Genomic DNA, 25959 nt, shown 5'->3' with positions numbered 1-25959 from the left:
GTCGGGTCAGCTGGGTGGCCGCGACACGCACTGGGCCGAGTACAGCTCCACGCCCAGCTTGTCCATCAACTCGAGCTGGGTCTCGAGGTAGTCGATGTGGGTTTCCTCGTCGGCCACGATGCTCTCGAAAAGGTTCGCGGTGGTGGAATCCTGCTTCTCCCGGCACAGGATGATCGCAGGCTTGAGCCGATCCATCACCTCGTATTCGATGGCGAGGTCGGCCTCGAACTGCTCGCGCAGCGTCTGGCCGATGCGCAGCGAGAAGAGGCGCTGGTAGTTCGGCAACCCGTCCAGCAGCAGGATGCGGTCGGTGATCGCCTCGGCGTGTCGCATCTCGTCGAAGGACTCGGCGCGAGTGTGCCCAGCTAACTCGGTGAAACCCCAGTTGTCCTGCATTTTGGAGTGCAGGAAGTATTGGTTGATCGCGGTGAGCTCGCTGGTCAACTGCTCGTTGAGCAGACGCAAAACTTCCGGATCCCCTTGCATTGTCACTCCTATGGTGTGAGCGGCTGTCGTGTGCGGCCGCAGCGGGTGCGCTGGTTGAAGCGCAGAAACTGGGCTGTAGCAGCACTTTGCCACGGCCGCTGGGAATGTTCCAGCAAGGTTTGGCTGCGCTCAGTGGACCCCGGAGTGAAGTAAGTCACCCCTTGGTTAGGTTAGACTGGGCTAACGGACTTAGGTTAGACTCCACTAATACGCGGCATGGGTATTCGGCCTCATCACCATGGTGCCCGAGGACTGGGAACGCCGGAGTCGGGGACGAATCGCAGACGCTTGACCGAGCTTTCGACGAAGGGGACGCGGACGTGCAGGAGGTGCGCTGATGTACGTGTGCCTCTGTGTTGGGGCTACCAACCAGACCGTGTGCGACGTCGTCGCCCAAGGCGCATCGACCTCCAAGGAGATCGCCGCCGCCTGTGGTGCAGGCGGTGACTGCGGTCGGTGCCGGCGCACGCTGCGGGCCATTCTCGCCGACTCGGCGAAGTTGGAAACAGCTCCGTCGGTCTAGCTACCGCTTAGCGTTTGTTGAAGTCGGCCAGGGCCGCCGCGTTGGCTTGTGCGCCCATGAGTTCGGCGAAGTGCGCGTTTTCCCGGGCAGTGGCCGCCACGATTTCGGGGCGGACGGGTTCGGTCATCGTGTGCTTGACGGCCATCAAGCTCGAAATCGGCCGGGAGGCAAGGATTTCGGCATGCCCGCGGGCCTGCGTCAACAGCTCGTCCGGTTCGCAGACCCGCCAGACCAGGCCCATCCGCAACGCCTCGTCGGCACCGACCCACTCCGACGACATCAGCAGCCAAGCTGCGTTCTGCCGGCCCACCAGTTGGGGCAGCAGGTATGACGATGCCGCTTCGGGAGCCACCCCCAGGCTGGTGAACGGGCATTTCAGGCGGGCGGTCGACGACATGAACGCCAGATCGGCGTAGCCGAGGATGGTGGCGCCGATTCCCACGCCGACGCCGTTCACCGCGCAGATCAGGGGCTTGGGAAACGCGCTGAGCGCATTGATCAGTCCGATGAAGCCATGCTTACCCGGGGTGAAGCCGGGATCGGTGATACGAGCCTGCATCTCGGCCAGGTCGGTACCGGCGCTGAAGCCACGCCCCGCCCCGGTCAGCAGCACGACCGCAACCTCGGGATCCTCGGCGGCGGCCAGCAGCGCCTCCGCCGTGGCGTCGTATAGGGCTTCGTTGAACGCGTTGAGCGCCTCGGGCCGGTTGAGCGTGAGGGTGCGTACCCGGTTTTCGTCATCGATCTGCAGCGTCACGCCAGCAGCCTAACGAGGCTAGCCGTTGCTGTAGACGCGGGTTGGGGCGATCAGCACCACGGCGCGCCCTTCGGAAGCCATCACCCGGTCGTACTCATCCCAGTTGTCGTGAGTCCCGCCCGCGGCGGTGAACACGTCGCGAAGCAACAACCGCAACTGGTCGGCCTGCGTCAGCCAGGGCTGGGAGTCTTCCGGGCCGACGAGTTCGGCGCGGCCCTCGACGGTCGCCCACTGCCAACCGTTGCGGAACGTCACGGCCAGCTGCGGCCGGGCCCGCAGGTTGGCCAGCTTGACCCTGCCGTAGGTGGTGAAGCCGAGAACTTGTTGGCCAGCCGCCGGGTGCGTCAGCAGCCCCACGTTGACCAGTGACGCCTGCACGGTTCCGTCAGCACGAACGGTGGACACCACCGCCAGACCGCTTTCCGTCGCAGCCAATGCCACCGCGTCGCTCAGTGTTGTCATGTGCGTCCCTCAAACGTTGAACGGTGTGGCGAAGACATACCGACTCGTCGGCACCGTGTCGATGTTCTCGTTGGCGCCAAAGGCGCTGGTGCTGGCGACCATTCGCCCCAGGCGGTCCTGTAAGTCGCTGTCGTCGGCGGCTCCGAAGAAAGCGTGGAGGTCGGTAATGGCCTCTTGAGGGAACAACTCCTCGACGATGCCCGCGATTCCCGGCGCATCCGGGGTCAGGGTCCGCACCACCCAGTTCTGGGTGTAGCCGAACGTCGACTGCGTTTGGATGGCTACCGACGTGTGGTCGCGTTGCCAACGCGTCAGCCAGGTGGCCCGGTCCATCTCGGCGGGCCGGCGCAGCAGCGCGATGTTGGCCAAACCCGGTGTGCGAGTCCCGGACTCGACGGCAGGTGCACTCAGTGGGACGGACTCGGTCACCAGGTACGCGGCAAGCTGTTCACATTCCTGGTCGAGGAATTTGAGTGCCGTCGTCATTTGGTCGCCGTAGCACTGCTGGGTCCACATGCTCACCACCGCCGCGACCGGCGGGTCCAAGGTCGTCAATGTCATCAGCGAGTGACGCACGGCGCTGTCACGAACGTTCAGTTGCAGCCCGGCGACGCCCAGTTGCAGCAGCGCGTCAGCGACGTGACCCCGCTGCCGGGCGCACCAGTCGTCGTCCGCATCGGCACGCATGAGCACGGCGATCACTTTTTCCATAGGCAGAACCTACCTGGGGCGGACCGTCGGCCAGGCCTACTTCACCAGCCGTACCTGGTGCTGGCTGCTGATCAATGTGCCGATGACCCCGGCCAGCTGGCGGTAGGACTCGTCGCGACCGCTCGAGGAGCGGAAAACCAAACCGATCCGCCGTCCCGGCCGCGGCGCGGCGAACTCCGCAAGGCCCAGCCGGCTTCTGGACGCCTCGACGGGCACCGCGCTCTGTGGAATGAGCGTCACCCCCAGACCGCCGGTCACGCATTGCACCGCGGTCGCCAGTGACGCCGCCCGGGTGTTGGCCAGCTCCGCGCGTACACCGGCCTTGTGGCAGACCTCGAGTGCTTGATCGCGCAGACAGTGCCCCTCGTCCAGCAACAGCAGCGGCAGATCGGCCAGTGCCGTGGCGGGAACCCGGCGCTTGCCCGCCAGCGGATGCCCGGGTGGTAGCGCGAGCACGAAATCCTCGTCGTAGATCGGGATCGCGGTAACGCCGGCGCCCTCGGCGGGCAGGGCGATCAGGGCCGCATCCAATGCGCCTTCGCGCAGGACCGCCAACAGTCGCTCGGTCTGGTCTTCGGTTACCCGCAGCGTCAGGCCCGGAAGTTGCTCGGCGACCCCGGCCAGCACGGTCGGCAGCACATAGGGCGCCACCGTGGGTATCAGCCCCAGTCGCATGCCGGTCCGCAGCGGGTCCGACGAGCCGGCGGCCGCGGCGCTGAAGGCGTCCGCCGCCTCCACGACGGCCTGGGCACGCGCCAGCAGCTGCGTGCCCTCCGGGGTCAAGAAGACGCGCCGGGTAGAGCGCTCGACCAGCTGGGTGCCCAGCCCGGCCTCCAGCGCCGCCAGGGCCTGCGACAACGTCGACTGGCTTAAGCCGAGAGCCGTTGCGGCACTGCTGAATTGACGCCTCTCGGCGACCGCGACAAACGCACGCAGGCCGGCAATCGTGGGCTGATAACTCTTATCGGACATACCTATAACTCTAGTGGGAAATATCACCTTTACTTCAACAAGGCTACGCGGCAACATGGTGAAGGAACGCTAATCTTGAGTTAATCCAGATAAGGAGCAACATGCCTCTGCTGACCATCGGCGACCAGTTCCCCGCCTACGAGCTGACTGCGTTGATCGCGGGCGATCTGTCCAAGGTCGACGCCAAGCAGCCTGAGGACTACTTCACCACCATCACCAACGAGGACCACGCCGGCAAGTGGCGCGTGGTGTTCTTCTGGCCGAAGGACTTCACCTTCGTATGCCCCACCGAGATTGCCGCGTTCGGCAAACTCAACGACGAATTCTCCGACCGCGACGCGCAGGTGCTGGGCGTCTCGATCGACAGCGAGTTCGTGCACTTCAACTGGCGTGCGCAGCACGAGGACCTGAAGAAGCTGCCCTTCCCGATGCTCTCGGACATCAAGCGCGAACTGAGCCTGGGCACCGGTGTACTCAACGCCGACGGTGTCGCTGACCGGGCGACATTCATCGTCGACCCGAACAACGAGATCCAATTCGTCTCGGTGACCGCGGGTTCCGTGGGCCGCAACGTCGAAGAAGTGCTGCGCGTCCTGGACGCACTGCAATCCGATGAGCTGTGCGCGTGCAACTGGCGCAAGGGTGACCCGACGCTGGACGCCACCGAGCTGCTCAAGCAGTCGGCCTGATTCGGCCCTGATCGCATAAGGTCTGATGAGGAGGCGAGATGAGCGTAGAAAACCTCAAAGAAGCGCTGCCGGAGTATGCCAAGGACCTCAAGCTCAACCTGGGCTCGATTACCCGCACTACCGAGCTCAACGAGGAGCAGCTGTGGGGCACCCTGCTGGCCAGCGCCGCTGCGACCCGGAACACGCAGGTGCTCACCGAGATTGGGGTCGAGGCGGCCAACATCCTATCCGCCGAGGCATATAACGCGGCGCTGGGAGCCGCGTCGATCATGGGCATGAACAACGTGTTCTACCGCGGCCGTGGCTTCCTGGACGGCAAGTATGACGATCTGCGCGCAGGGTTGCGGATGAACATCATCGCCAATCCCGGCGTGGAGAAGGTGAACTTCGAGCTGTGGTCCTTCGCGGTCTCGTCGATCAACGGCTGCCCGGACTGCGTGGCCGCTCATGAGCACACGCTGCGCGAAGCCGGTGTCAGCCGGGAAACCATCCAGGAGGCGCTGAAGGCCGCAGCGATCGTTTCCGGCGTGGCACAAGCGATCATCGCCTCCCAGACGCTGGCCGGCGTCGGCTGATCGCCGCCGTGACCAGTGCCGTGACGGGGCCCACCTGGGTCCAGCACGCGATCTGGTGGCAGGTCTACCCCCTGGGGTTCGTGGGAGCATTCCCCGTATCGCAGTCAAACGAGCCGCCGCAACCGGAGGAGCACCGGTTGCGGCGGCTCGTCGACTGGCTCGACCATGCCATCGAACTCGGGGCATCGGGCATTGCGCTGGGTCCCGTCTTCGCCTCGCGCACACACGGTTACGACACCACCGACCACTACCGCATCGATCCCCGGCTGGGTGATGACGCCGACTTCGATTACCTCCTCGCCGAGGCACATCGCCGCGGACTGCGCGTACTGCTCGACGGGGTTTTCAACCACGTGGGCGAGGATTTCGCGCGCTACCGTGAGGCGGCCGATAACGACGCGGCCGCTCACTGGTTTCGTGGACGCCCCGGTCGCTTCCACACCTTCGAAGGCCACGACGGGCTGATCACGCTCAACCACGACAACCCCGAAGTGGCCGACTACGCCGTCGACGTGATGGCGCACTGGTTGGCGCGCGGAGCCGACGGCTGGCGCCTTGACGCGGCTTATGCCGTGCCACAACACTTCTGGGCCTCGACCCTGCCCAGGGTGCGTGAGCGCTATCCGGATGCCTGGTTCGTCGGCGAACTCATCCACGGCGACTACACCGCGGTCGTGCAGGCCGCCACCTTCGACTCGGCTACGCAATACGAGCTGTGGAAGGCGATCTGGAGCGGCCTCAACGACGGTAACTTCTTCGAACTGGATTGGGCGCTGCAGCGCCACAACGAGTTTCTGACCGGCTTCTCGCCGCTGACGTTCATCGGCAACCACGACGTCACCCGCATTGCCAGCAGGCTGGAGAACCCCGAACACGTCGCCCACGCACTGGTGCTGCTACTGACGGTCGGCGGCGTGCCCAGCGTGTATGCCGGCGACGAACTGGGGTTGCGGGGCGTCAAGGAAGAACGCTACGGCGGAGACGACGCGGTGCGGCCCGAGTTCGGCTCTCCCCCACTGCAACTCGATGACTTCGGCGTCGAGATCTGGCGGTTGCACCAGTATCTGGTCGGGCTTCGTCGCCGCTACCCCTGGCTGCATGGGGCATTCACCACCGCACGGCTGCTGGAAAACCGGCACTACGTGTACGAGACGCGCAACGGCGACGATGCCCTGCTGGTGGTGCTCAACATCGACGACGAGCCGCTACGCGTGTCGCTGCCGGAATTGGGCACGCCGCGCGCACAGGTGATCGGTGGATCGGCGGCGCCGCCGCAGGAGGTCGTCGACACCGTTGCCGTCGAGGCAAGGGGCTGGCGGATCCTGCGGCCGGCCTAGGGGCGATCGCGAGCGCGGCGTAGCCGGGTGAAGCGGGTCGCCCCCATCGGGTCTAGGGGCGATCGCGAGCGCGGCGTAGCCGGGTGAAGCGGGTCGCCCCCATCGGGTCTAGGGGCGATCGCGAGCGCGGCGTAGCCGGGTGAAGCGGGTCGCCCCCGTCCGGCCTCGGGGCGATCGCGAGCGCGGCGTAGCCGGGTGAAGCGGGTCGCCCCCGTCCGGTCTAGGGGCGATCGCGAGCGCGGCGTAGCCGGGTGAGGCGGGTCGCCCCCCTCGTCTAGGAACCCGCCAACCGCTGCAAGGTCAGCCCGTCCTGGCGGCCGTCGTAATACTTGTCGAGCACCGCGAGGAAGTCGTGGTTGTCCTCGGTGGCGCGGGCGAACAGCGTCATCGACGAGCACAGCTTGAGGTCGTCCGGCGAGCCGAAGATCTGTCCGATCGATCGGCCCTGCACCGCGGTGACCAGCCGGGCGCACTCGTGCAACCGTGGCCCCAGCAGCTCATGGCGCAGGTACGCGCCCGCTTCGTCGAGCGAGGCGATGCCGAACCGGGCCGCCATGGCACTGCCGCCCAGGCCGCGCAGCTGCGGGAAGACGAACCACATCCAGTGACTGCGTTTTCGTCCGCCGCGAAGCTCGTCGACGACATCGCCGTACACCGGCTCCTGCGCGTCCACAAAACGTTTGAGATCGAAGGGGTCGCCGGCCGATTCCATGTGACTACGGTTGCACACATGGAATTCAAACGACGGGAGGCAATCCAACGACGAGTGCCCAAAGTGCGCGATCTCGCACCGCTGATGCAATTCAGGCGACCGCGGTTCAACTCGACCAAGCGCCGCCTCGACGCCGCCTACACCATCGAGGATCTGCGATCCATCGCCAAACGCCGCACCCCCAAAGCGGCGTTCGACTACACCGACGGCGCCGCCGAAGACGAGCTGTCCATCGGACGGGCGCGACAAGCGTTCCGCGACATCGAATTTCATCCAACAATCCTGCGTGACGTCAGCAACGTCACCGCCGGCTGCGATGTGCTGGGGCAGCCCGTCGTCCTGCCGTTCGGGATTGCGCCCACCGGTTTCACCCGATTGATGCACACCGAGGGCGAGATCGCCGGCGCGCGGGCGGCGGCCACGGCGGGGATCCCCTTTTCCCTATCCACGCTGGGCACCTGCTCGATCGAAGATCTGGTCACCGCCGTCCCCCAGGGCCGAAAGTGGTTCCAGCTCTACATGTGGCGCGATCGCGAGCGTTCGATGGCGCTGGTGCAGCGGGCCGCCGACGCGGGTTTCGACACCCTGTTGGCGACCGTCGACGTTCCGGTCTCCGGTGCCCGGCTACGGGATAACCGCAACGGCATGACGATCCCGCCGACGCTGACGCTGCGCACCGTGCTCGATGCCGTGCCGCACCCGAAATGGTGGTTCGACCTGCTGACCACGGAGCCACTGGCGTTCGCCTCGCTGGATCGCTGGCCGGGCACCGTCGCCGAGTATCTGAGCACGATGTTCGACCCCAGCCTCACCTTCGATGATCTGGAGTGGATCAAGGCGCAATGGCCCGGAAAGCTGGTCGTGAAAGGGATTCAGACACTCGAGGACGCGCGCGCCGTCGTCGACCGCGGCGTCGACGGCATCGTGTTGTCCAATCATGGCGGGCGCCAACTTGACCGGGCCCCGGTGCCCTTTCACCTCCTGCCCACCGTCGCACGTGAGCTAGGGAAACACACCGAGATCCTGGTGGACACCGGCATCATGTCGGGCGCCGACATCGTCGCCGCGATCGCGCTGGGCGCCCGCTGCACGCTGGTGGGGCGGGCCTACTTGTACGGCCTGATGGCCGGCGGCGAGGCCGGGGTATGTCGCGCGATCGACATCCTGCGGAGCGGCATCGTGCGGACCATGGCGCTGCTCGGCGTCACCTGCCTGGAAGAGCTGTCGCCCCAGCACGTCACGCAACTCACGCGGCTGGGTCCCGTGCCGCCGGTGTGACGCCGGCCGCACACTCGTGGGTCCGATGTGAGGCTGGCCGCACCCTCGTGACGGCCGGGGTCCACGGGAACAAACCCGCGCCCGGCTGGGTTAAGCGCATCAGACTCAACTTTTGGAGGATCTGATGGCTGAAGCCAAGTCGGTGCCGGTGCTGTTTGTCACTGACACCATCGTGCTGCCCGGAATGGTGGTGCCGATCGCGCTGGACGACGCCGCGCGCGCGGCGATCGACGCCGCTCAGGCGAGCGAATCGGGACAGTTGCTGATCGCCCCCCGCCTCGAGGACCGCTATCCATCCCACGGCGTGATCGCGAAAATCCTGCAGGTCGGACGCATCGCTGGCGGTGGCACCGCCGCTGTGGTGCGCGGTGAGCGCAGGGCCCAGATCGGGGCGGGAACCTCGGGACCCGGCGCGGCGCTGTGGGTCGAGGTGACCGAGGTCCCCGAGACCGAGACTTCCGACGAAATCAAGGCGCTGACGGCGGAGTACAAGAAGCTGTTGCTGGCCATGCTGCAACGCCGGGAAGCCTGGGAGATCATCGATTACGTCAACAGGCTGACCGATCCGTCGGCGCTGGCGGACACCTCCGGGTACGCCTCCTACCTGACCAACGCGCAGAAGCGGCAACTGCTGGAGACCGTCGAGGTCGCCGAGCGGTTGCGCGTGCTGATCGATTGGACCAGTGAGCACCTCGCCGAAGTCGAGGTGAGCGACAAGATCGCCGAAGACGTGCGCGAAGGCATGGAGAAGACGCAGAAGGAGTTCCTGCTGCGCCAACAGCTGGCGGCCATCCGCAAGGAACTGGGCGAGGGTGAACCGGACGGCTCGGATGATTACCGGGCCCGCGTCGAGGCTGCCGAGCTGCCGGACAGGGTGCGCGAGGCCGCGCTGCGCGAGGTCGGCAAGCTGGAACGCTCCAGCGACCAGAGCCCGGAAAGCGGCTGGATTCGCACCTGGCTGGACACCGTGCTCGACCTGCCCTGGAACGTCAGGACCGAGGACTCCACCGACCTGAAGGCCGCGCGCGAGGTCCTGGACGCCGATCATCACGGGCTGGACGACGTCAAGGACCGCATCGTCGAGTACCTGGCCGTGCGGGCCCGCCGGGCCCAGCGTGGGCTGCAGGTGATCGGCGGCCGCGGTTCCGGCGCGGTGATGGTGCTGGCCGGTCCCCCCGGTGTCGGCAAGACGTCGCTGGGTGAAAGCGTGGCCAGGGCGCTGGGCCGCAAGTTCGTCCGCGTCGCCCTGGGCGGCGTGCGCGACGAGGCCGAGATCCGCGGGCACCGTCGCACCTATGTGGGCGCGTTGCCGGGCCGGATCGTGCGCGCCATCGGTGAGGCGGGATCGATGAATCCCGTTGTGCTGCTGGACGAAATCGACAAGGTCGGTTCCGACTATCGCGGCGACCCGAGCGCGGCGCTGCTCGAGGTGCTCGACCCGGCCCAGAACCACACCTTCCGCGACCACTACCTGGATCTGGACCTGGATCTGTCCGACGTGCTGTTCTTGGCCACCGCCAACGTCATCGAAAACATCCCGTCGGCCCTGCTGGACCGGATGGAGTTGGTGCAGATCGACGGCTACACCGAGGACGACAAGGTCGCCATCGCTCGGGACTACCTGCTGCCCCGGCAGCGGGACCGGGCGGCGCTGACCGAGGACGAGGTCGCGGTGACCGACGCCGCGTTGCGCAAGATCGCCGCCGACTACACCCGCGAGCCGGGAGTTCGGCAGTTCGAACGGCTGTTGGCCAAGGCGTTGCGCAAGGCCACCACCAAGCTGGTTGAGGATCCGTCGTCGCTGAGGATCGACGAACCGGACCTGGTTGACTTCCTGGGCCGCCCGCGGTTCATGCCGGAGTCTGCCGAGCGCACGGCGGTGCCGGGCGTGGCCACCGGGCTGGCGGTTACCGGACTGGGTGGCGACGTGCTGTACATCGAGGCCGGCGCGACCGACGGTGAGCCGGGTCTACAGCTGACCGGCCAGCTGGGTGACGTCATGAAGGAGTCGGCGCAGATCGCGCTGTCCTACGTGCGGTCGCACGCTCACCTGCTGGGTGTCGACCCCAAGGCGCTGGACCGGCGCATCCACGTGCACGTGCCCGCGGGTGCGGTGCCCAAGGATGGCCCGTCGGCCGGTGTCACCATGGTGACCGCGCTGGTGTCGATGGCCACCGGACGCCAGGTCCGTTCCGACGTCGGCATGACCGGCGAGGTCACGCTGAACGGGCGGGTGCTGCCCATCGGCGGCGTCAAGCAGAAGCTGTTGGCGGCCCAACGTGCCGGGTTGTCAACGGTATTCATCCCCGCGCGCAACGAGCCCGACCTGGATGACGTGCCGGCCGAGGTGCTTGACGCACTGGACGTGCGGCCAATGACCGACGTCGCCGAGATCGTGGCCCAGGCCCTGGAACCGGCGGCCGAGGCCGCCACGGTGGCGGCCTGACGCCACGAAATCAACTGACGGCGCGCACCGTTGAACCCATGTTCAGTCGGTAGCTATGCGGTGCCCGGGGGGGCTACGAGGTTTTGCCCGCCCCCGGGGCCGGGTACGTAGTTGCGCAGAGGGAAAGCCAGCCGAGGGGGGTATGACCTCTACCCGACGTCAAAGGACGCGGGTGACGAACAACAAATCACTGCTGTGACGCCGCCATTGGCGGCGAATGGCTGGATAAGGAGTTCATCATGAGGTTGAACAGAATTGCTGCTAGCGCTGCGATTGCGGGTGCTTTGACGTCCGGTGCGGTTGGGATTGGAGCCGGGTTTGCGCAAGCCGATCCACATGGGCCGAATCCTCCGGTTCCCGGTTGCGTCGGGGGGCCGGGCGTGAACTGCAACGGTCCGGGCACCCCGCTTCCGCCGGGGCAGCGCGGATTCCCGCCGCCGGGCCACTTCAACGACCCGGTCGGTTACGGATATCCGGCTCGCTGGACGCCGCCGGGCCAACCGGGCGATTACCCGGTGGTATTTAACCCGAATGTAAACCAGTGGGGCGTTTTCCTACCCGGTGGTCAATTCGTGGCCTACGCGACGTAGAACCGCATAACGAGTACGAGACAGCCGCCGCACTGTGGCGGCTGTTCTCGTTTGCGGCAGAATCCACCGTATGACTGACTTCGGGAATCTGAAACGAGAAGTGGTTCATCGTGTTCAGCGGCTGCTGGTCAATCCGGTGGGTCGTCAGCTGCCGATGACCATGCTCGAAACCATTGGGCGCAAGAGTGGGCAGCCGCGGCGCACCGCGGTGGGCGGGCGCGTCGTGGACAACCAGTTCTGGATGGTCTCCGAACACGGCGAGCACTCGGACTATGTCCGTAACATCCAAGCCAATCCTGCTGTCCGGGTGCGGGTGGGCGGACGCTGGCGTAACGGGACGGCCCACCTGCTGCCCGACGATGACGCCGCGCAGCGGCTGGGCAAGCTCCCTCGAATGAACAGCGCCGTGGTGCGCCTGATGGGCAGCGACCTGCTGACCGTCCGCGTCGATCTGGACTGACACCGCCACACGTGTCGGCCCGCGGCATTAGGGTCGGCGCATGGCCTATGACGAGGACCTGGCCCACCGGATCCGGGAACTCCTTGGCTCCGAGCCCGGCGTCGAAGAGAAGCAGATGTTCGGCGGTCTGGCGTTTCTGATCAACGGCAACATGTCGGTGGCCGTCAGTGGTCAGGGCGGGCTGATAGTGCGGGTGCCACGGGAGGACACCGACAAGCTCACCGAGCGTGCCCATGTCAGCCCGATGGTGATGGCCGGCCGGGAAGCCCGTGGCTGGCTGCGGGTAGAGGCCGCCGGCGTGCACACCAAACGCCAGTTGCAGGGCTGGGTGACCCGCGGAGTCGGTTACGCACGCACCCTGCCACCCAAATAGCCTGCGGTTTGCTCGCGCAGGGCGCGGGTACGCGGGTGCGTATGGACAAGCGGGTACGACGACTGCTCGAGGTTGCCGGTACCACCTACGCGGCGCAGGCGCGCATCAAGATGAGCGACAAGCCGATGCCGCTGTTCCAGTTGCTGGTGCTGTGCATGCTTGCGAGCAAGCCGATCGACGCGGACATCGCCATGGCGGCCGCGCGTGAACTGTTCAAAGCCGGCCTGCGGACGCCGAAAGCCGTGCAGGCGGCGGACCGCCAAGCCATGATCGAGGCGTTCGGGCGCGCGCACTATGTGCGCTACGACGAGAGTTCGGCGACCCGGCTCGCCGATATGGCTGATCGCGTTCGTGACGACTACTCCGGCGATCTGCGCCGACTGGCCGATCGCAGTCGGCATGACACGGCGGCGGCAAAACGAATGCTCAAGCAATTCAAGGGAATCGGTGACACGGGCGCCGACATCTACCTGCGCGAAGTTCAAGACGTGTGGACGTGGGTGCGACCGTACTTCGATGACCGCACCATCGGCGCCGCCAAGAGGCTGGGCTTGCCCGCCGAACCGGCGAAGCTGGGATCACTTGCGCCGCACGATAATGCGAGGCTGGCCGCCTCCTTGGTCAGGGCGTCGCTGGACGACGATCTGCGTCAGCGGGTGATCGGCTGAGCGGGCGGTGACCATACGCATCGGTACCTCGGGGTGGTCGTACAACCACTGGGTCAATGTGCTGTATCCGACGGGAACGCCGTCGGGACGCCGGCTCGCCCGCTACGTCGAGGTGTTCGACACCGTCGAGCTGAACGCGAGTTTTTATCGGTGGCCGCAGGATTCGACCTTCACGGGCTGGCGCCGGCAGCTGCCGGAAGGCTTCACCATGTCAGTCAAGGCGCACCGCGGGTTGACGCACTACCGCCGGCTGGCCTCCCCCGAGCCGTGGATCGAACGGTTCGAACGTTGTTGGCGTCTCCTGGGTGACCGCCACGGGGTGCTGTTGGCGCAATTGCACCCCGAGCAGCAGCGCGACGACGCGCGCCTGGATTCTTTCTTGGCGCTGGTGCCCGAGTCGATCCGCGTCGCCGTCGAACTACGTCACCCATCGTGGAATGACCCCGCCGTCTTCGAATTATTGGAACGCCACCGCGCCGCCTACGTAGTGATGAGTGGTCTCGGGCTGGAGTGCATCCCCCGCGCCACGACCGACGTGGTGTACATCCGGATGCACGGCCCGGACCCGGAGGCCAACTATGCCGGCTCCTACTCCGACGACGACCTGCGGCGCTGGGCCGATCGAATCGCCCAGTGGGACGCCGACGGACGAGACGTATGGATGTATTTCAACAACGACCTGGGCGGCCACGCGGTCCGCAATGCGCTGGCACTGCGCGAACTTTTGAGTTGAGCGCCCGCGAGTAGGGTGGAATCCTTCGACCGAACGGAGCACCCATCATGGCCAGCTCGACCAGCTTCGTCATCATCGGTGGCGGACTCGCGGCAGCCAAAGCCGTAGAAGCATTGCGCGACAACAACTTCGATGGGCACATCATGGTGTTCGCCGACGAGGAGCATCTGCCCTATGAACGGCCGCCACTGTCGAAGGAGTATCTGGCCGGGAAAAAGTCGTTGAACGATTTCACCGTGCAGAATTCCGGTTGGTACCGCGACAACAACGTCGACATAAGGCTCAGCACCCGGGTGTCCACCCTGGACGCCGCCGGCCACACCGTGGGCCTTCTCGACGGCACCACTGTCAGTTACGACAAGCTGCTGCTCGCGACGGGTTCGGCCGCGCGGCATCCGCCGATTCCAGGGTCGGACGCCGGCGGCGTCCACTATCTACGCAGCTATGAAGACGCGGTGGTCTTGAATTCCGTTCTGAACCAAGGTGCTTCGCTGGCCGTCGTGGGCGCCGGGTGGATCGGGCTGGAGGTAGCCGCCGGCGCCCGTCAGCGTGGCGTCGAGGTCACCGTTGTGGAAACCGCCAAACAACCGCTGGTGGCCGCGCTGGGAGAAACCGTCGGCGAAGTGTTTGCCACCTTGCATCGCGAGCACGGGGTGGATCTGCGGCTCGAGACACAGGTCGACGAGGTCACCCGGGCCGACGGAGCGCACGGATCGGCCACCGGTTTACGAACCCACAACGGGGCGACGATCGCCGCCGACGCCGTACTGGTGGCCGTCGGTGCTCAGCCGAACACCGAACTGGCCGAACAGGCCGGGCTGTCCATGGGTGACGGCGGGGTACTGGTCGATGCCTCGTTGCGCACCAGCGCCCCCGACATCTACGCCGTCGGCGACATCGCCGCCGCACAACACCCGCTCTTCGGCGCCCGAATCCGAACCGAGCACTGGGCCAATGCCCTCAAACAGCCCGCGGTCGCCGTGGCCGGGATGCTGGGCACACCAGGGGAATACGCCGAACTGCCGTACTTCTTCACCGACCAATACGACCTCGGCATGGAATACGTCGGTCACGCCCCGAGCTTCGAACGGGTGGTGTTTCGCGGCGACGTCGCCGGCCGCGAATTCGTGGCGTTCTGGCTCGACGGTGATGACCGGGTGCTGGCCGGAATGAACGTCAATGTCTGGGACGTGCTCGACGACGTCAAAGCACTAATCCGGTCTCGGGCCCCGGTGGACGCCGACAAGCTGGGCGATCCACAGTCACCGCTGGCCGAGCTGCTCGCCTGAGCGTCAGCCGGCGGTGCGCTCGGCGTCCGAGTCGTCAGCGCTGCGCCGGATTGGAGTCCACGTCCCGTCAATGACCGCGGGTGGGCACTGCACCTGCAACCGCTCCCGTTCGGTGCGCCGGCGTTTGATCCGCAGCCGGGCATCGCCCGGGAGGGTAACCAGTTCGTTGCAGGTCAAGTAGTACATGTCGTCGACGTCGTCGATCAGGTCTGCCTCGACTCGCAGAGAACCCAAGGTGCGCAACGTCATCCGGAGCTCATGGGTGAACCGCATGGTGGTGTCGTGGGCCAGCTCCCGCGAACCGCGCGCGTTGGCGGCCAGCCGTTCGTCCAGCGCCACCGGCGGTGCGGGGTCTGCGGAGGCGGCGGCGATCAGCAGCATCGTCGGATCGTCGGCGAATGTCGTGCTGGCCAGCTCGGCCTCCCCCGGGCCTCGGTGCCCGATCCGCGCGACGGCGGCATCCACCGCGGCCGCGGTCTTTGGCGACAACGCGCGAATGCTGGCGAGGTTGCCCTCCTCGGCCAGCGCACGTAGTGGCGGGTCGGCCCGTAGCGCGGCCGCCAACTCGGCGATCTGGACGGCGACGAAGTCGCTGTCGGCGATCATGCCCACCCCGGTCACACTGGGGGCGGCCCGGCTCCACACCGGCGCCGCGGCGCTGACACCGGCGTCGATCAGCCACAGCGCGTTGAGGATCCAGCCTTGATGAATGCGGTCGCGCAAGAGCCGGAGCCGAACTTCCAGTGCGGCCTCGGGCAGCAACGCCAGTTGCCCGGCATCGAGGTGCTCCGCGTTCGCGGCGGCGCCGTAGGCCCGCGTGTCGGCCCGCAGATGGCGCAGCAGAGCCACCGACCGTCCCATGGCAACCGCCTTGGCGAGCGAGCCGAGCGCTCCGCCCGTCAGGGCCGGCTCACCGAACGGCAGCGGATCCCCCACGTGGGGCTGGCCGACCAGGGCGTTGCGGGCGACCGCCTCCTGGTCCCAACCGGGTAGCTGGGCGGCGGCGACCATGTTGACCGACACCCCTATGTAGGGACGATGGCCGAACACCGCTATGGCCCTGCTGCCCCATTCCTGGTCGACCGCGCCGCCGAGCGCGAGCGCCTGGCCCATCACCCGGCTCGCGGCGCGCAGTCCGCTCAGTTGGATGTCCAGCGTTATCGGGGTGAGGGGTCCGGGCAGCGCGTCGTTGAGGGCGGAGCCGCTGAAGACCGGAAACCGCGGATCGATCTGGTCGTCGAATTCGCCTTCGATGCCCTCTGGCGCCGCGCTGTGCGCCGCGGCCGGCCGCCGGGCGTGCGCCAGCACCTCGACCGGGAGCGCGAGCCGCCCACTGTGATTGATGGCGCCTGCGGCGTCGAGTCGACGGCCAACGAGTCCGCGCGCGGTGTCGGCGACCGCGTCAAGCGCGTGCCAGCCGAACTGGAACGACCAGTCTTCTTGTGCCGCCGAAAGATTCATTTCCGGAATCAGCTCCGACCAGCTGCGCACCCGATGTAGCCGCGACCGCGGATCCGCGGCGCGCAACACCCGCCACGCGGTGATCAGATTGACGGTGTCCGGGCTGGCGAGGTCCACGATGCCGGTGCGGTCGGTGTTGAGCGCCAAAACCAAAAATCGCATCAGGTCGTCGAAATGCAGCACCCGGATGGGCTGAGCCGAGACCTTGGCGCGCATCAGGGTGGCGACGGTGCGACACACCATCCAGTCGAGTTGGCGACCGACCGGTGGTGCGATCCGGACGACCACGGTGGGGCCCCAGCTCGAGGACACCAGGTCCTCAGCCGGTCGGTACAGCTCTGGCGAGCCCGCGGCCTGCGACACGAACAGCAACCGGGAACCGGTGCGGGCGGCCGCGTCGGTCACCCGTGCAAGGCCGTCCATGTCCGCGCTGCCCGGAGCGGACGGGTCGATGGGGGCCAGGTGGATCACCGCGTCGGCGTCGTCGGTCAGCTCCCGTAGCACCCGGTCGCTCAGCGGCGCGCAAACCAGGTCGACTTTGCGGTCCAGGCACGGATGCGGAAGCTCAGCAATGCCGGTGACGGTGTGCCCGGCAGCGATGAGCTGCCCAGCGACCAACCGCCCGAGTGCGCCGGTGGCGTCGGTAACCAGGATGTGCACCTGGGCTCACCTCCCCCAACCCTCAGCATTCAACAATAGGCAAGTAGGCATGGGCTACGCGACCGTTACTCCGGTAACGGTTCGGTGACCTGGCGTGATGCCGTCGGCAAGGGCTACTGCAGCGTCGCGCTGCCGTCCGCGGCGACGGCAACCTTGGCGCCCCCGATATCTTCACGCACCGATGCCTGCGCCTCGCCGCGATCGGTGACCACCGCCAGGGCGCGCGACCCGTCGGGTGTGCGCACGGCCAGAAACGCCTTCTCGGGTTGCCCCTCGCGGTCGAACGGCGTCGTCCAGGCTTCAACGGTGCCGACGCCTTCCCACTCCACCACAGCGGCGCTGGTCGGCTCCCGATCGACCTCCGATTGCGTGTCCTCCCAACGGAATTCGGCAGGCGGCTCCGTACTGTAGACCCCGAAGCTGTGTTTGGTCAGGTAGCCGCCGTTGGCAGTGATCAGGCCGCGACGGCCCGGATTGGCCACCAGCAACTCCGCCATGGTCGCAATCGAATGCATCACGTAGTTGCTCCACGGTCCGCCCGCGAACGTCAGACCGCCGGTCACCGTCAGCGGGCGGGCGGGATCGTCGACGCTCAACCCGAGCTCGGCCGCCGCCACCTGAACCGCGGAGGGAAAGCAGGAGTACAGGTCGACGTAGTCGATGTCGTCGATGCCCAAACCGGCCAGTTCCAGCACCCGCGCACCGGCGATCCGGATCGCCGTCGAGCGGTGCAGCTCGTGACGCTCGGCGATGGATGGCGTGTCGTGGGCGTCGGTGCCCGCGTGCGGGAAAACCCACCGCTGCGCCGGGATCTTCAGCCGGGTTGCCTCCCCAACCGAGGTCAGGACCAGCGCTGCGCCCTGGTCGACCATGTTGTTGGAGTTCATCAGCTTGGTGTACGGCCAGCTGATCATCCGGTTCCGCGGGCCCGCTCGGCCGATGTCGTCGGCGCTCGACGGTTTGCGAATCCAGGCGTGCGGATTGTCCACTGCCACGGCGTTGAATCGTGCCCACAGCGCTCCGATGCGCTCGAGGTGATCATCGATCGACTCGCCGTTCGCGACCCGAAGCGCCTCCTCGAACATCGGGTAGACGTAGGCGGGCCGGTCCAGGGAGATCCTGATCTCGGCCTCACCGGCCATCGCGACGTCGTCGCCGCTGACTTCGGCCATCGGGACGGACTGGTCCTGCTCGGTCCACAGCAGCTTGCCGCCCTTGGCCCGCAGTCCCCGCCTGGTGCGCCAGGTTTCGGCGCCGGCCAGCAGCACCATCCTGGCGCGGCCCCGCTGGATGTCCAGGCAGGCCTGGTTGACCAGCGACTGCGGCACGTTGCCGCCCACGGGGCTGTACAGCGTGGTGAAGTCACTGGCTCCGATTCGCTGGCCCAGCAACAGGCCCGGGTCGCGGTACTGGGCCGAGAGGATGTTCACGATGCGGATGGAATCGACGGCGTCGATCACCGCGGCGTCGGCGGCGTGCTCGACCGCGGCCACCATCAGGTCCATCGGCTCGACCGAGCGGGTCTCGGGGTCGATTTCGTCGCGATGGTTGACCTGGCCATAGCCGATCAACACCGGGGTGCTGGGGTCGACGGTCATGGGAACGAATTTAGCGTGGCTATGAATCTGACCTGATCGGCGGCCCTCGCCGGTGCTGTCGGTTCGACCGCTAGGCGTTGTCGGCCGGCACGGACAGGACGCCGTCGTTGATCAGCCGCTGGATCTCAACGGGGTTCATTCCCAGCAGGCTTCGGCAGATCTCGATGGTGTCCTGACCCGGCAGGGGTGCCGGGGCCTGCCGCGCCGCCGGGATGTGGCGAAACGGCGCCGGCCCTGTCTCGGCCGGCAACGGATTCTCGATCAGCGGATGCACCATGGGGCTGTACACATTTCGCGCGATCAGCTGCGGGTCCTCGAGGACGTCGGGCGGACGGTTCATCGGCCCGGCCGGAACTCCGGCCGACTGCAGCAGTTCGGCGGCCCGCAGCGGGGTGCGCGTCCGGGTCCAGGCGGAGACCAGTTCGACCAGCTCGCCGCGATTGGCCAGCCGCCCTTCGCCGGTCGCGAAGCGCGGGTCATCAGCCCATCCTATGTGGTCGAAAACCGAAGTGGCACGGCGCCATTCGTCGTCCGACCGGATGGAGATGACGCACCATTCGTCGTCACCCGCGCAGGGATAGACCGCATGCAGGCTGGTGTCCTGGCGAATCTGCGCGACGCCCGCGGCCAGCGCCGCCTCGGTGACATACAGCGTGTCGAGCTGATTGACCACGACCTCGGCCTGCGAAATGTGGACGTGGGCTCCTCGGCCGACCCGGTCGCGATGGATCAGCGCAGCCAGCGCCCCGATCGCCGTGATCCGCCCCACCACGTGGTCGGGGAAGACGGTCGTCGCGTCGTAAAACCCGTGCCTGCCGGTGTCGGCTTCGTCCTGCGCACCGTCTGACGTCCAGAGTCGGGTGACCCCGGTGGTGGCGCGGACCAGCGGGCCGTAACCCAACCGCGCGCTCCACGGCCCCGTGTCGCCGAACGCGCTGCTTTCGGCCAGCACAATGCGCGGGTTGATGGCGCGTAGCTCATCATAGGAAAAGCCCAGTGCGGTAAGGGTTCCCGGCTTGAAGTTGGCGAAGACCGCGTCGGCCTCGGCCACCAGGCGGCCGAAGATCTTCTTGCCCTCGGCGCTGCGCAGATCCAGTCCCAGTCCCCGGTTGTTGCGGTGCGTCCAAGCGAAGGATTCGCTCATGGCGTCGCCGATCCGGGCCTGCCGCAATCCGTCCGGATAGTCGACACTTTCGACTTTGATGACATCGGCACCCAGGTCGCCGAACAACCGGCTCAGCTCACCACCGGCGACGATGATGCCCAGGTCGAGAATCCGCAGCCCCGCAAAGGGATAGTCGCCGAGCCGGCCCGATGACGACGGCACCACCGACGGATTGCCACGCCAATACGGCTCGTCGTATCCCGCGGGCGGCACCGGCGTCCGAAAACCCGCGCGCTCACCGTCGACGACGAAATATCCGGTCGGCACGCTGGTGCGCACGCCGGGGACCAGTTCGGCTTCGGTGATGGCGCCCACCGCCTGGAAGTGTTCGGACCCCAGGATCCGGGCGGGCGTCAGCACCGCGGCGATCGGGACCCCGTTCGCCTGTCCGGCGGTCACCAGATCCTTCATCGTCTGTCCGGCGAACAGCTCCCGGATCAGCCCGCTGATCTGCGGCCAAGCCGCGAAACGCTCGCCGATCGCGTCGTATTTCGGGTCCTGGAAGTCCTCCGGCTCCCCCAGCCAGTGCCGCAGGCCGCGCCACTGGCGCGGTGCCATCACGCACAACCGGACGTACCCGTCCTGGCACGTATAGATCGGGTATGCGTCCTGGTTCTTCGGCCGGCCCCGCCACCGCCCGCCGCGGCGGACACCGGCGGCGGCCTGCCCGTGCGCGCCGAAGGCCGGATCGAGCGCCATCACGACGGCGTCGAACCAGGAGAAGTCGATGTAATCGCCAGTGCCGCAGCGTAATCGGTTGTAGTACGCCGCGAGCGCGGCCCACGCCGCCTGAACGGCGGCGGTCGCCGAAGCGATACCGTCCGGCGGCAACACCGGGGTGCCGGTGGTGGGGCCGGACCGCGCCAGCGCGCCACACATCGCGTACAACACCGGATCGGTGGCGCGCCAGGACGACCGAGAACCCGTCGCACCGAAGTCGGTGATCGACAGCACCACCAGGTGCGGGTAGCGGGCCGCCAGCTCCTCGCCGGAGGTCCCGAACATGGCGCCACGCTCGTCGGCGCCGGTGTCCACGACGATGTCGGCGTCGGCGGCCAGGTCCAGGAAGCGGGCACAGTCCTCGTCGTCGAACGGGTCGAGCACCGCACTGCGCTTATTCGCGTTGTGCACCGCGAACGGAATGCTGGCCCCGCGCAGCGTGGGCAGCGCATCGCGTCCCAGGCAACCTCCCGGCTGCTCCACCTTGAGGACGTCGGCACCCAGGTCGGCGAACAGCCGGGCGACCGCGTCGGCGACGCCGCTCGACAGGTCGAGGACGCGCACGGCATCGAGCAAACCGTCGGCCATCTGGACACCGTACCTGCCTGGTCAGGCCGTTGCGCGGCGGGCGTTCCGTACGCCGTTCACCGTGCAGGTGGCCAAAGTTCCAGGTGGGCAACCTGATTCGGTGCTAGGACGATCGACTCTGGCGCAAGGCTCGGTCGAAGCTTTACGCCGGCGCGGCGTCGGCTATCGTCACAGGCCGACCCGCCAGGCCCTACCCGTCGTCTCATGGAGGCAGCCACGATGACCGCGCACCTGAGCTACGTCGAGGCGGTGGTGGTCGGCGCGTTCCAGGGCGTCACCGAGCTGTTCCCGGTCTCCAGCCTGGGGCACGCGGTGCTGGTGCCGGCGCTGGTCGGCGGGCGATGGGCCCAGGACCTCAACGTCTCGGCCCCCAAATCGCCCTACCTCGCGTTCATCGTGGGTCTGCATGTGGCCACCGCCGCGGCCCTGCTGGTGTTCTTCTGGCGTGACTGGGTGCGCATCCTGAGCGGGTTCTTCACCTCGCTGCGCCATCGCCGGATCCAGACGCCCGACGAACGCCTGGCGTGGCTGATCGTGGCGGGAACCATCCCGGTGGGTCTGACCGGGCTGGCGGCCGAACAGCTGTTCCGCACCACACTCGGCAAGCCCGTCCCCGCCGCGGCCTTCCTATTGCTCAACGGGATCGCGCTCTACGCGGGCGAAGTGCTCCGCCGACGCGTCGCGCCCGCACCGGCTCAGCCCGCGGCGCCCGGGGGGGAACCCGAACACGGCGACGAGGCGTCGGATCATCGGCTCGCCCAGCTTCCGCTGCCCCGCGGCGTGGTGATCGGTGCGGCGCAGATCCTGGCCCTGCTCCCTGGCATCAGCCGCTCGGGGATCACCATCGTGGCCGGCCTGTGGCGGGGCTTGTCGCACGAGGACGCCGCCCGGTTTTCCTTCTTGCTCGCGACGCCGATCATCTTGGCCGCGGGCGTGTACAAGATCCCGGAACTTTTCGGGCCGCTCGGTGCCGGAATCGGTGGCCAGGTGCTGGCCGGCAGCGTCGCCTCATTCGTCTGTGCCTACCTCGCCGTGCGCTTCCTGACGCGATACTTCCAAACCCGCACGCTGACCCCGTTCGCCATTTACTGTGCCGTCGCCGGCGGGGCCAGCCTGGTCTGGTTTGCCCTGGGCTGAACCGGCCGGTGACCGAGCGCCGGTCACCGAGGTTTCTTGCGTGGGGCGACTTCGAGTGCTGTGCTTAGCGAGTTGTCCGAGTTGACACCCGTCAAGAATCTGGAGGGGACCGGAAATGGCAGACACGGCCTCGATCGGCCTCAGGGTCCGCGGCAAGGTCATCGTGATCACCGGTGGCGCCCGGGGCATCGGGTTGGCCACCGCCACCGCGCTGCACAATCTGGGCGCCAAGGTCGCCATCGGTGACGTCGACGAAGTGCGGGTGAAGGAATCCGGTGCGGACCTGGGACTTGAGGTCTACGGAAAGCTCGACGTCACCGACCCGCACTCGTTCTCCGACTTCCTGGACGAGGCGGAGAGGCAGCTCGGCCCGATCGACGTGCTGATCAACAACGCCGGCATCATGCCCGTCGGGCGGATCGTCGACGAACCGGACGCGGTCACCCGGCGGATCCTGGACATCAACGTCTACGGCGTGATGCTGGGCAGCAAGCTGGCCGCGCAGCGCATGGTCCCCCGCGGCCAGGGACACGTCATCAACGTCGCCTCACTGGCCGGTGAGCTCTACATCGTCGGCTTGGCCACCTACTGCGCCAGCAAGCACGCGGTGGTCGCGTTCACCGACGCGGCCCGGTTGGAGTACCGGTCGGCCGGGGTGAAGTTTTCCGCCGTGTTGCCGACGTTCGTCAACACCGAGCTGGTTGCCGGGACTCCCGGCATGAAGGGGTTCCGCAACGCCGAGCCCCCCGAGATCGCCGACGCGATCGTCAACCTGGTCGCCCACCCCAAGCCGCGGGTGCGGATCACCAGGGCGGCGGGCGCGATGGTGGTGTCCCAGAAGTTCTGGCCGCGCCGAATCGCCGAGGGGCTCAACCGGATACTGGGCGGCGATCACGTCTTCACCGACGACGTCGACGTCGCGAAGCGCCAGGCGTACGAGGCGCGCGCCCGCGGCGAAGGGTAATTGCGCACGAGCATTGTTCGCCGAAGGCGCGGACAATCGGCCGAGTGAGCCTAGAAACCCGAACCTCCGCGCCCGCGCAATCTCCGCTCTCCGACGACGAACTGGCTCTGATCGACAAGTACTGGCGTGCCGCCAACTATTTGTCGGTCGGCCAGATCTATCTCCTCGACAACCCGCTGCTCAACGAACCGCTGTCCACCGAGCACGTCAAACCGCGGTTGCTGGGGCATTGGGGCACCACGCCCGGGCTCAACCTCGTCTACGCGCACCTGAACCGGATCATCCGCAACCGCGACGCCGACGTCATCTACGTGACCGGGCCGGGCCACGGCGGCCCCGGCCTGGTCGCCAACGCGTACCTCGAGGGCACCTACAGCGAGGTGTACACCGGCATCGAGGAGGACACCGAAGGGCTGCGCAAGCTGTTCCGGCAGTTCTCCTTCCCCGGCGGCATCCCCAGCCACGTCGCGGCCCAGACGCCGGGATCCATTCACGAGGGCGGTGAGCTCGGTTACGCGCTGGTGCACGCCTACGGCGCGGCCATGGACAATCCGTACCTGGTGGTGGCCTGCGTCGTCGGCGACGGCGAGGCCGAAACCGGGCCGCTGGCCGCCAGCTGGCACTCCAACAAGTTCCTCAACCCGGTGACCGACGGCGCGGTGCTGCCCATCCTGGCGCTCAACGGCTACAAGATCGCAAACCCGACGGTGCTGGCCCGCATCCCGCACGACGAGCTGGAATCTCTGCTGCGCGGCTACGGCTACCGGCCGATCACGGTTGCCGGCGACGACCCGGCCGCCGTGCATCAGCAACTGGCGGCCGCCCTCGACGACGCGTTCGACGACATCGCGGCCATCCAGAGCGCAGCCCGCGGCGGCGGTCGGACCGAGCGGCCGGTGTGGCCGATGATCGTGCTGCGCACACCCAAGGGGTGGACCGGGCCCAAGGTGGTGGACGGCAAGAAGGTCGAGGGCACCTGGCGCTCGCATCAGGTGCCGCTGTCCGAGACGCACGACAATCCCGAACACCGCGCCCAGCTCGAGGAATGGCTGCGCAGCTACGCACCGGAGCAGCTTTTCGACGAAAACGGCAGGCTACGTGACGAATTGCGGGCGTTGGCGCCCACCGGCGATCGCCGGATGAGCGCCAATCCGCATGCCAACGGCGGGCTGTTGCTGCACGATCTGGACCTGCCGGACTTTCGTGACTACGCCGTGGCCCTCGAGCGGCCGGCGGCTACCACGCACGAGGCCACCCGGGTGCTGGGCACGTTTCTGCGCGACGTGATCGCCCGCAACCGGGACCGGTTCCGGCTGATGGGACCCGATGAGACCGCGTCCAACCGGCTCGACGCCGTCTTCGGATCGACGGACAAGGTGTGGCTTTCGGAGGTCGAACCCGACGACGAGCACCTCGCGCCCGACGGACGCGTGATGGAGGTGCTCTCCGAGCACCTGTGCCAGGGCTGGCTGGAGGGCTACCTGCTGACCGGGCGGCACGGGCTGTTCAACTGCTACGAGGCGTTCGTGCACATCGTCGACTCGATGCTCAACCAGCACGCGAAATGGCTTGCCACCAGCCGGGAATTGCCGTGGCGGCGGCCCATCGCGTCGCTGAACTACTTGCTCAGTTCGCACGTCTGGCGCCAAGACCACAACGGCGCGTCACACCAGGACCCGGGCTTCATCGACCTCGTCGCCAACAAGCGGCCGGAGCTGACCCGGGTCTACCTGCCGCCCGACGGCAACACACTGCTTTCGGTGGCCGATCACTGCCTGCGCAGCCGCGACTACATCAACGTCATCGTCGCCGGTAAGCAGCCCGCACTGGCCTACCTCGACATGAACGACGCCATCGCGCACTGCACCCGCGGCCTGGGCATCTGGCCGTGGGCGAGTACGGCCACCGACGACCCCGACGTGGTGCTGGCCTGCGCCGGCGACATCCCCACGCTGGAGACGCTGGCCGCGGCCGACATCCTGCGCTCCGAACTGCCTGAGCTGGGTGTGCGGGTGGTCAATATCGTCGACCTGATGCGGCTGCAGCCGGACTCCGAGCACCCGCATGGCCTGCCGGACCGCGAGTTCGACGCGCTGTTCACCCGGGACAAGCCGGTCATTTTCGCCTACCACGGCTATCCCTGGCTGATCCATCGGCTCACCTACAGCCGCACCAACCACGCCCACCTGCACGTGCGCGGCTTCAAGGAGCGCGGGACCACGACCACGCCCTTCGACATGGTGATGCTCAACGATCTGGACCGGTTCCACCTGGTCATCGATGTCATCGACCGGGTGGACGGGTTGGCCAGTCGCGCCGCCATGCTGCGCCAGCGCATGGTCGACGCCCGCCTCGCCGCGCGGATGTACACCCGCGAGCACGGCGAGGACGACCCGCAGATCGCCGGCTGGACCTGGACGACGAGCGAGCAGAACGAGCGTAGTGAGTGATGCGAGCGAGCAGAACGAGCGTAGTGAGTGATGCGAGCGAGGCGACCCATCGGACCTGGGCGACTGAGTGATCTGACGCCGAGATTGCCGTGACGGCTGTGCTTCGGGGCCGAGCACGACCGGGGCGGCAATCTCGTTGAACGGTCGGGTCCGCG

General features: G+C 67.2%; 23 protein-coding genes. 14 read left to right on the top strand and 9 right to left on the bottom strand.

The genetic code is table 11. The annotated features are described in order from the left end of the window. Positions 1-6: 6 nt before the first annotated feature. Complete coding sequence (gene bfr / locus A5782_RS11075) at positions 7-486, bottom strand: bacterioferritin (protein ID WP_067099357.1); 480 nt, start codon at positions 484-486, stop codon at positions 7-9. Positions 487-823: 337 nt separating this feature from the next. Between bfr and A5782_RS25410 the strand changes: the two genes are divergently transcribed. Next, positions 824-1009: a bacterioferritin-associated ferredoxin gene (locus A5782_RS25410; RefSeq protein ID WP_082942873.1), complete on the top strand. Its 186-nt coding sequence runs from the start codon at positions 824-826 to the stop codon at positions 1007-1009. A 7-nt stretch (positions 1010-1016) separates the two neighbouring features. On the opposite strand, the gene A5782_RS11070 is transcribed toward A5782_RS25410, so the two are convergent. The 4 genes from A5782_RS11070 to A5782_RS11055 are packed head-to-tail and all read right to left on the bottom strand — an operon-like array spanning position 1017 to position 3911. Next, a complete protein-coding gene (locus A5782_RS11070; RefSeq protein ID WP_067099355.1) occupies positions 1017-1766 on the bottom strand; it encodes an enoyl-CoA hydratase/isomerase family protein in 750 nt (249 codons plus the stop codon). 18 nt (positions 1767-1784) lie between these two features. Beyond that, complete coding sequence (locus A5782_RS11065; RefSeq protein ID WP_067099352.1) at positions 1785-2228, bottom strand: PPOX class F420-dependent oxidoreductase; 444 nt, start codon at positions 2226-2228, stop codon at positions 1785-1787. A 9-nt stretch (positions 2229-2237) separates the two neighbouring features. Continuing rightward, positions 2238-2939 (bottom strand): EthD domain-containing protein, encoded by a 702-nt coding sequence (locus tag A5782_RS11060; RefSeq protein ID WP_067099350.1) that lies wholly within the window; start codon positions 2937-2939, stop codon positions 2238-2240. 36 nt (positions 2940-2975) lie between these two features. Continuing rightward, entirely contained in the window at positions 2976-3911 is a 936-nt protein-coding gene (locus tag A5782_RS11055) for a hydrogen peroxide-inducible genes activator (protein WP_067099348.1), read from the bottom strand. Positions 3912-4012: 101 nt separating this feature from the next. On the opposite strand from A5782_RS11055, the gene A5782_RS11050 reads away from it, so the two are divergent. Genes A5782_RS11050 through A5782_RS11040 form a run of 3 tightly spaced genes read left to right on the top strand, consistent with a single transcriptional unit; the run spans position 4013 to position 6512 of the window. Further along, positions 4013-4600, top strand: coding sequence for a peroxiredoxin (locus tag A5782_RS11050; protein WP_067099345.1), 588 nt, complete (start codon positions 4013-4015; stop codon positions 4598-4600). A 38-nt stretch (positions 4601-4638) separates the two neighbouring features. Beyond that, on the top strand, positions 4639-5175 hold the full coding sequence (locus A5782_RS11045; protein WP_067099342.1) for an alkyl hydroperoxide reductase: 537 nt from the start codon (positions 4639-4641) through the stop codon (positions 5173-5175). 8 nt (positions 5176-5183) lie between these two features. Next, complete coding sequence (locus A5782_RS11040) at positions 5184-6512, top strand: alpha-amylase family protein (RefSeq protein ID WP_067099340.1); 1329 nt, start codon at positions 5184-5186, stop codon at positions 6510-6512. Positions 6513-6786: 274 nt separating this feature from the next. On the opposite strand, the gene A5782_RS11035 is transcribed toward A5782_RS11040, so the two are convergent. Next, positions 6787-7224 (bottom strand): DUF1810 domain-containing protein, encoded by a 438-nt coding sequence (locus A5782_RS11035; RefSeq protein ID WP_067099337.1) that lies wholly within the window; start codon positions 7222-7224, stop codon positions 6787-6789. An 18-nt stretch (positions 7225-7242) separates the two neighbouring features. On the opposite strand from A5782_RS11035, the gene A5782_RS11030 reads away from it, so the two are divergent. The 7 genes from A5782_RS11030 (at position 7243) to A5782_RS11000 (ending at position 15061) form a co-directional block, all read left to right on the top strand. After that, entirely contained in the window at positions 7243-8502 is a 1260-nt protein-coding gene (locus tag A5782_RS11030; RefSeq protein WP_067099335.1) for an alpha-hydroxy acid oxidase, read from the top strand. A 124-nt stretch (positions 8503-8626) separates the two neighbouring features. Continuing rightward, positions 8627-10948 carry an endopeptidase La gene (lon, locus tag A5782_RS11025; protein WP_197694192.1) on the top strand — a complete coding sequence of 774 codons (2322 nt, stop codon included), beginning with the start codon at positions 8627-8629 and terminating at the stop codon, positions 10946-10948. Positions 10949-11608: 660 nt separating this feature from the next. Beyond that, positions 11609-11998 carry a nitroreductase family deazaflavin-dependent oxidoreductase gene (locus A5782_RS11020; protein WP_067099331.1) on the top strand — a complete coding sequence of 130 codons (390 nt, stop codon included), beginning with the start codon at positions 11609-11611 and terminating at the stop codon, positions 11996-11998. A 40-nt stretch (positions 11999-12038) separates the two neighbouring features. Then, on the top strand, positions 12039-12371 hold the full coding sequence (locus A5782_RS11015) for a TfoX/Sxy family protein (protein ID WP_067099328.1): 333 nt from the start codon (positions 12039-12041) through the stop codon (positions 12369-12371). Positions 12372-12412: 41 nt separating this feature from the next. Then, positions 12413-13039 carry an endonuclease gene (locus A5782_RS11010; RefSeq protein ID WP_067099326.1) on the top strand — a complete coding sequence of 209 codons (627 nt, stop codon included), beginning with the start codon at positions 12413-12415 and terminating at the stop codon, positions 13037-13039. Positions 13040-13046: 7 nt separating this feature from the next. Beyond that, the gene (locus A5782_RS11005) at positions 13047-13772 is read left to right on the top strand and encodes a DUF72 domain-containing protein (RefSeq protein WP_067099323.1); all 726 of its coding nucleotides are present in this window, start codon (positions 13047-13049) and stop codon (positions 13770-13772) included. Between the two features lie 47 nt (positions 13773-13819). Continuing rightward, on the top strand, positions 13820-15061 hold the full coding sequence (locus A5782_RS11000) for an NAD(P)/FAD-dependent oxidoreductase (protein ID WP_067099321.1): 1242 nt from the start codon (positions 13820-13822) through the stop codon (positions 15059-15061). A 3-nt stretch (positions 15062-15064) separates the two neighbouring features. On the opposite strand, the gene A5782_RS10995 is transcribed toward A5782_RS11000, so the two are convergent. The 3 genes from A5782_RS10995 to A5782_RS10985 all read right to left on the bottom strand — a co-directional run bounded on the left by A5782_RS10995 (position 15065) and on the right by A5782_RS10985 (position 21253). Further along, the gene (locus A5782_RS10995; protein WP_067099319.1) at positions 15065-17182 is read right to left on the bottom strand and encodes an NAD-dependent epimerase/dehydratase family protein; all 2118 of its coding nucleotides are present in this window, start codon (positions 17180-17182) and stop codon (positions 15065-15067) included. A gap of 113 nt (positions 17183-17295) precedes the next feature. After that, on the bottom strand, positions 17296-18780 hold the full coding sequence (locus A5782_RS10990) for an acetyl-CoA acetyltransferase (protein ID WP_067099317.1): 1485 nt from the start codon (positions 18778-18780) through the stop codon (positions 17296-17298). A gap of 70 nt (positions 18781-18850) precedes the next feature. Next, on the bottom strand, positions 18851-21253 hold the full coding sequence (locus A5782_RS10985) for a CoA transferase (protein ID WP_067099314.1): 2403 nt from the start codon (positions 21251-21253) through the stop codon (positions 18851-18853). A gap of 219 nt (positions 21254-21472) precedes the next feature. On the opposite strand from A5782_RS10985, the gene A5782_RS10980 reads away from it, so the two are divergent. The 3 genes from A5782_RS10980 (at position 21473) to A5782_RS10970 (ending at position 25804) form a co-directional block, all read left to right on the top strand. Next, the gene (locus A5782_RS10980; protein WP_067099682.1) at positions 21473-22390 is read left to right on the top strand and encodes an undecaprenyl-diphosphate phosphatase; all 918 of its coding nucleotides are present in this window, start codon (positions 21473-21475) and stop codon (positions 22388-22390) included. Between the two features lie 115 nt (positions 22391-22505). Beyond that, complete coding sequence (locus A5782_RS10975) at positions 22506-23354, top strand: SDR family oxidoreductase (RefSeq protein ID WP_067099311.1); 849 nt, start codon at positions 22506-22508, stop codon at positions 23352-23354. 44 nt (positions 23355-23398) lie between these two features. Further along, entirely contained in the window at positions 23399-25804 is a 2406-nt protein-coding gene (locus A5782_RS10970; protein ID WP_067099309.1) for a phosphoketolase, read from the top strand. Positions 25805-25959: the final 155 nt, after the last annotated feature.

The organism is Mycobacterium sp. 852002-40037_SCH5390672, assembly GCF_001665875.1.
GTDB lineage: Bacteria > Actinomycetota > Actinomycetes > Mycobacteriales > Mycobacteriaceae > Mycobacterium.
The sequence above is the reverse complement of the archived record's forward strand: the minus strand, read 5'-3'. Positions and strand labels throughout refer to the sequence as shown.

Bases quoted from the DNA above. Each gene is read 5' to 3' on its own strand.
- bfr (WP_067099357.1), bottom strand. From the start codon at position 486: ATGCAAGGGGATCCGGAAGTTTTGCGTCTGCTCAACGAGCAGTTGACC.
- A5782_RS25410 (WP_082942873.1), top strand. From the start codon at position 824: ATGTACGTGTGCCTCTGTGTTGGGGCTACCAACCAGACCGTGTGCGAC.
- A5782_RS11065 (WP_067099352.1), bottom strand. From the start codon at position 2,228: ATGACAACACTGAGCGACGCGGTGGCATTGGCTGCGACGGAAAGCGGT.
- A5782_RS11060 (WP_067099350.1), bottom strand. From the start codon at position 2,939: ATGGAAAAAGTGATCGCCGTGCTCATGCGTGCCGATGCGGACGACGAC.
- A5782_RS11055 (WP_067099348.1), bottom strand. From the start codon at position 3,911: ATGTCCGATAAGAGTTATCAGCCCACGATTGCCGGCCTGCGTGCGTTT.
- A5782_RS11050 (WP_067099345.1), top strand. From the start codon at position 4,013: ATGCCTCTGCTGACCATCGGCGACCAGTTCCCCGCCTACGAGCTGACT.
- A5782_RS11045 (WP_067099342.1), top strand. From the start codon at position 4,639: ATGAGCGTAGAAAACCTCAAAGAAGCGCTGCCGGAGTATGCCAAGGAC.
- A5782_RS11035 (WP_067099337.1), bottom strand. From the start codon at position 7,224: ATGGAATCGGCCGGCGACCCCTTCGATCTCAAACGTTTTGTGGACGCG.
- A5782_RS11030 (WP_067099335.1), top strand. From the start codon at position 7,243: ATGGAATTCAAACGACGGGAGGCAATCCAACGACGAGTGCCCAAAGTG.
- lon (WP_197694192.1), top strand. From the start codon at position 8,627: ATGGCTGAAGCCAAGTCGGTGCCGGTGCTGTTTGTCACTGACACCATC.
- A5782_RS11020 (WP_067099331.1), top strand. From the start codon at position 11,609: ATGACTGACTTCGGGAATCTGAAACGAGAAGTGGTTCATCGTGTTCAG.
- A5782_RS11015 (WP_067099328.1), top strand. From the start codon at position 12,039: ATGGCCTATGACGAGGACCTGGCCCACCGGATCCGGGAACTCCTTGGC.
- A5782_RS11010 (WP_067099326.1), top strand. From the start codon at position 12,413: ATGGACAAGCGGGTACGACGACTGCTCGAGGTTGCCGGTACCACCTAC.
- A5782_RS11000 (WP_067099321.1), top strand. From the start codon at position 13,820: ATGGCCAGCTCGACCAGCTTCGTCATCATCGGTGGCGGACTCGCGGCA.
- A5782_RS10990 (WP_067099317.1), bottom strand. From the start codon at position 18,780: ATGACCGTCGACCCCAGCACCCCGGTGTTGATCGGCTATGGCCAGGTC.
- A5782_RS10985 (WP_067099314.1), bottom strand. From the start codon at position 21,253: ATGGCCGACGGTTTGCTCGATGCCGTGCGCGTCCTCGACCTGTCGAGC.
- A5782_RS10980 (WP_067099682.1), top strand. From the start codon at position 21,473: ATGACCGCGCACCTGAGCTACGTCGAGGCGGTGGTGGTCGGCGCGTTC.
- A5782_RS10975 (WP_067099311.1), top strand. From the start codon at position 22,506: ATGGCAGACACGGCCTCGATCGGCCTCAGGGTCCGCGGCAAGGTCATC.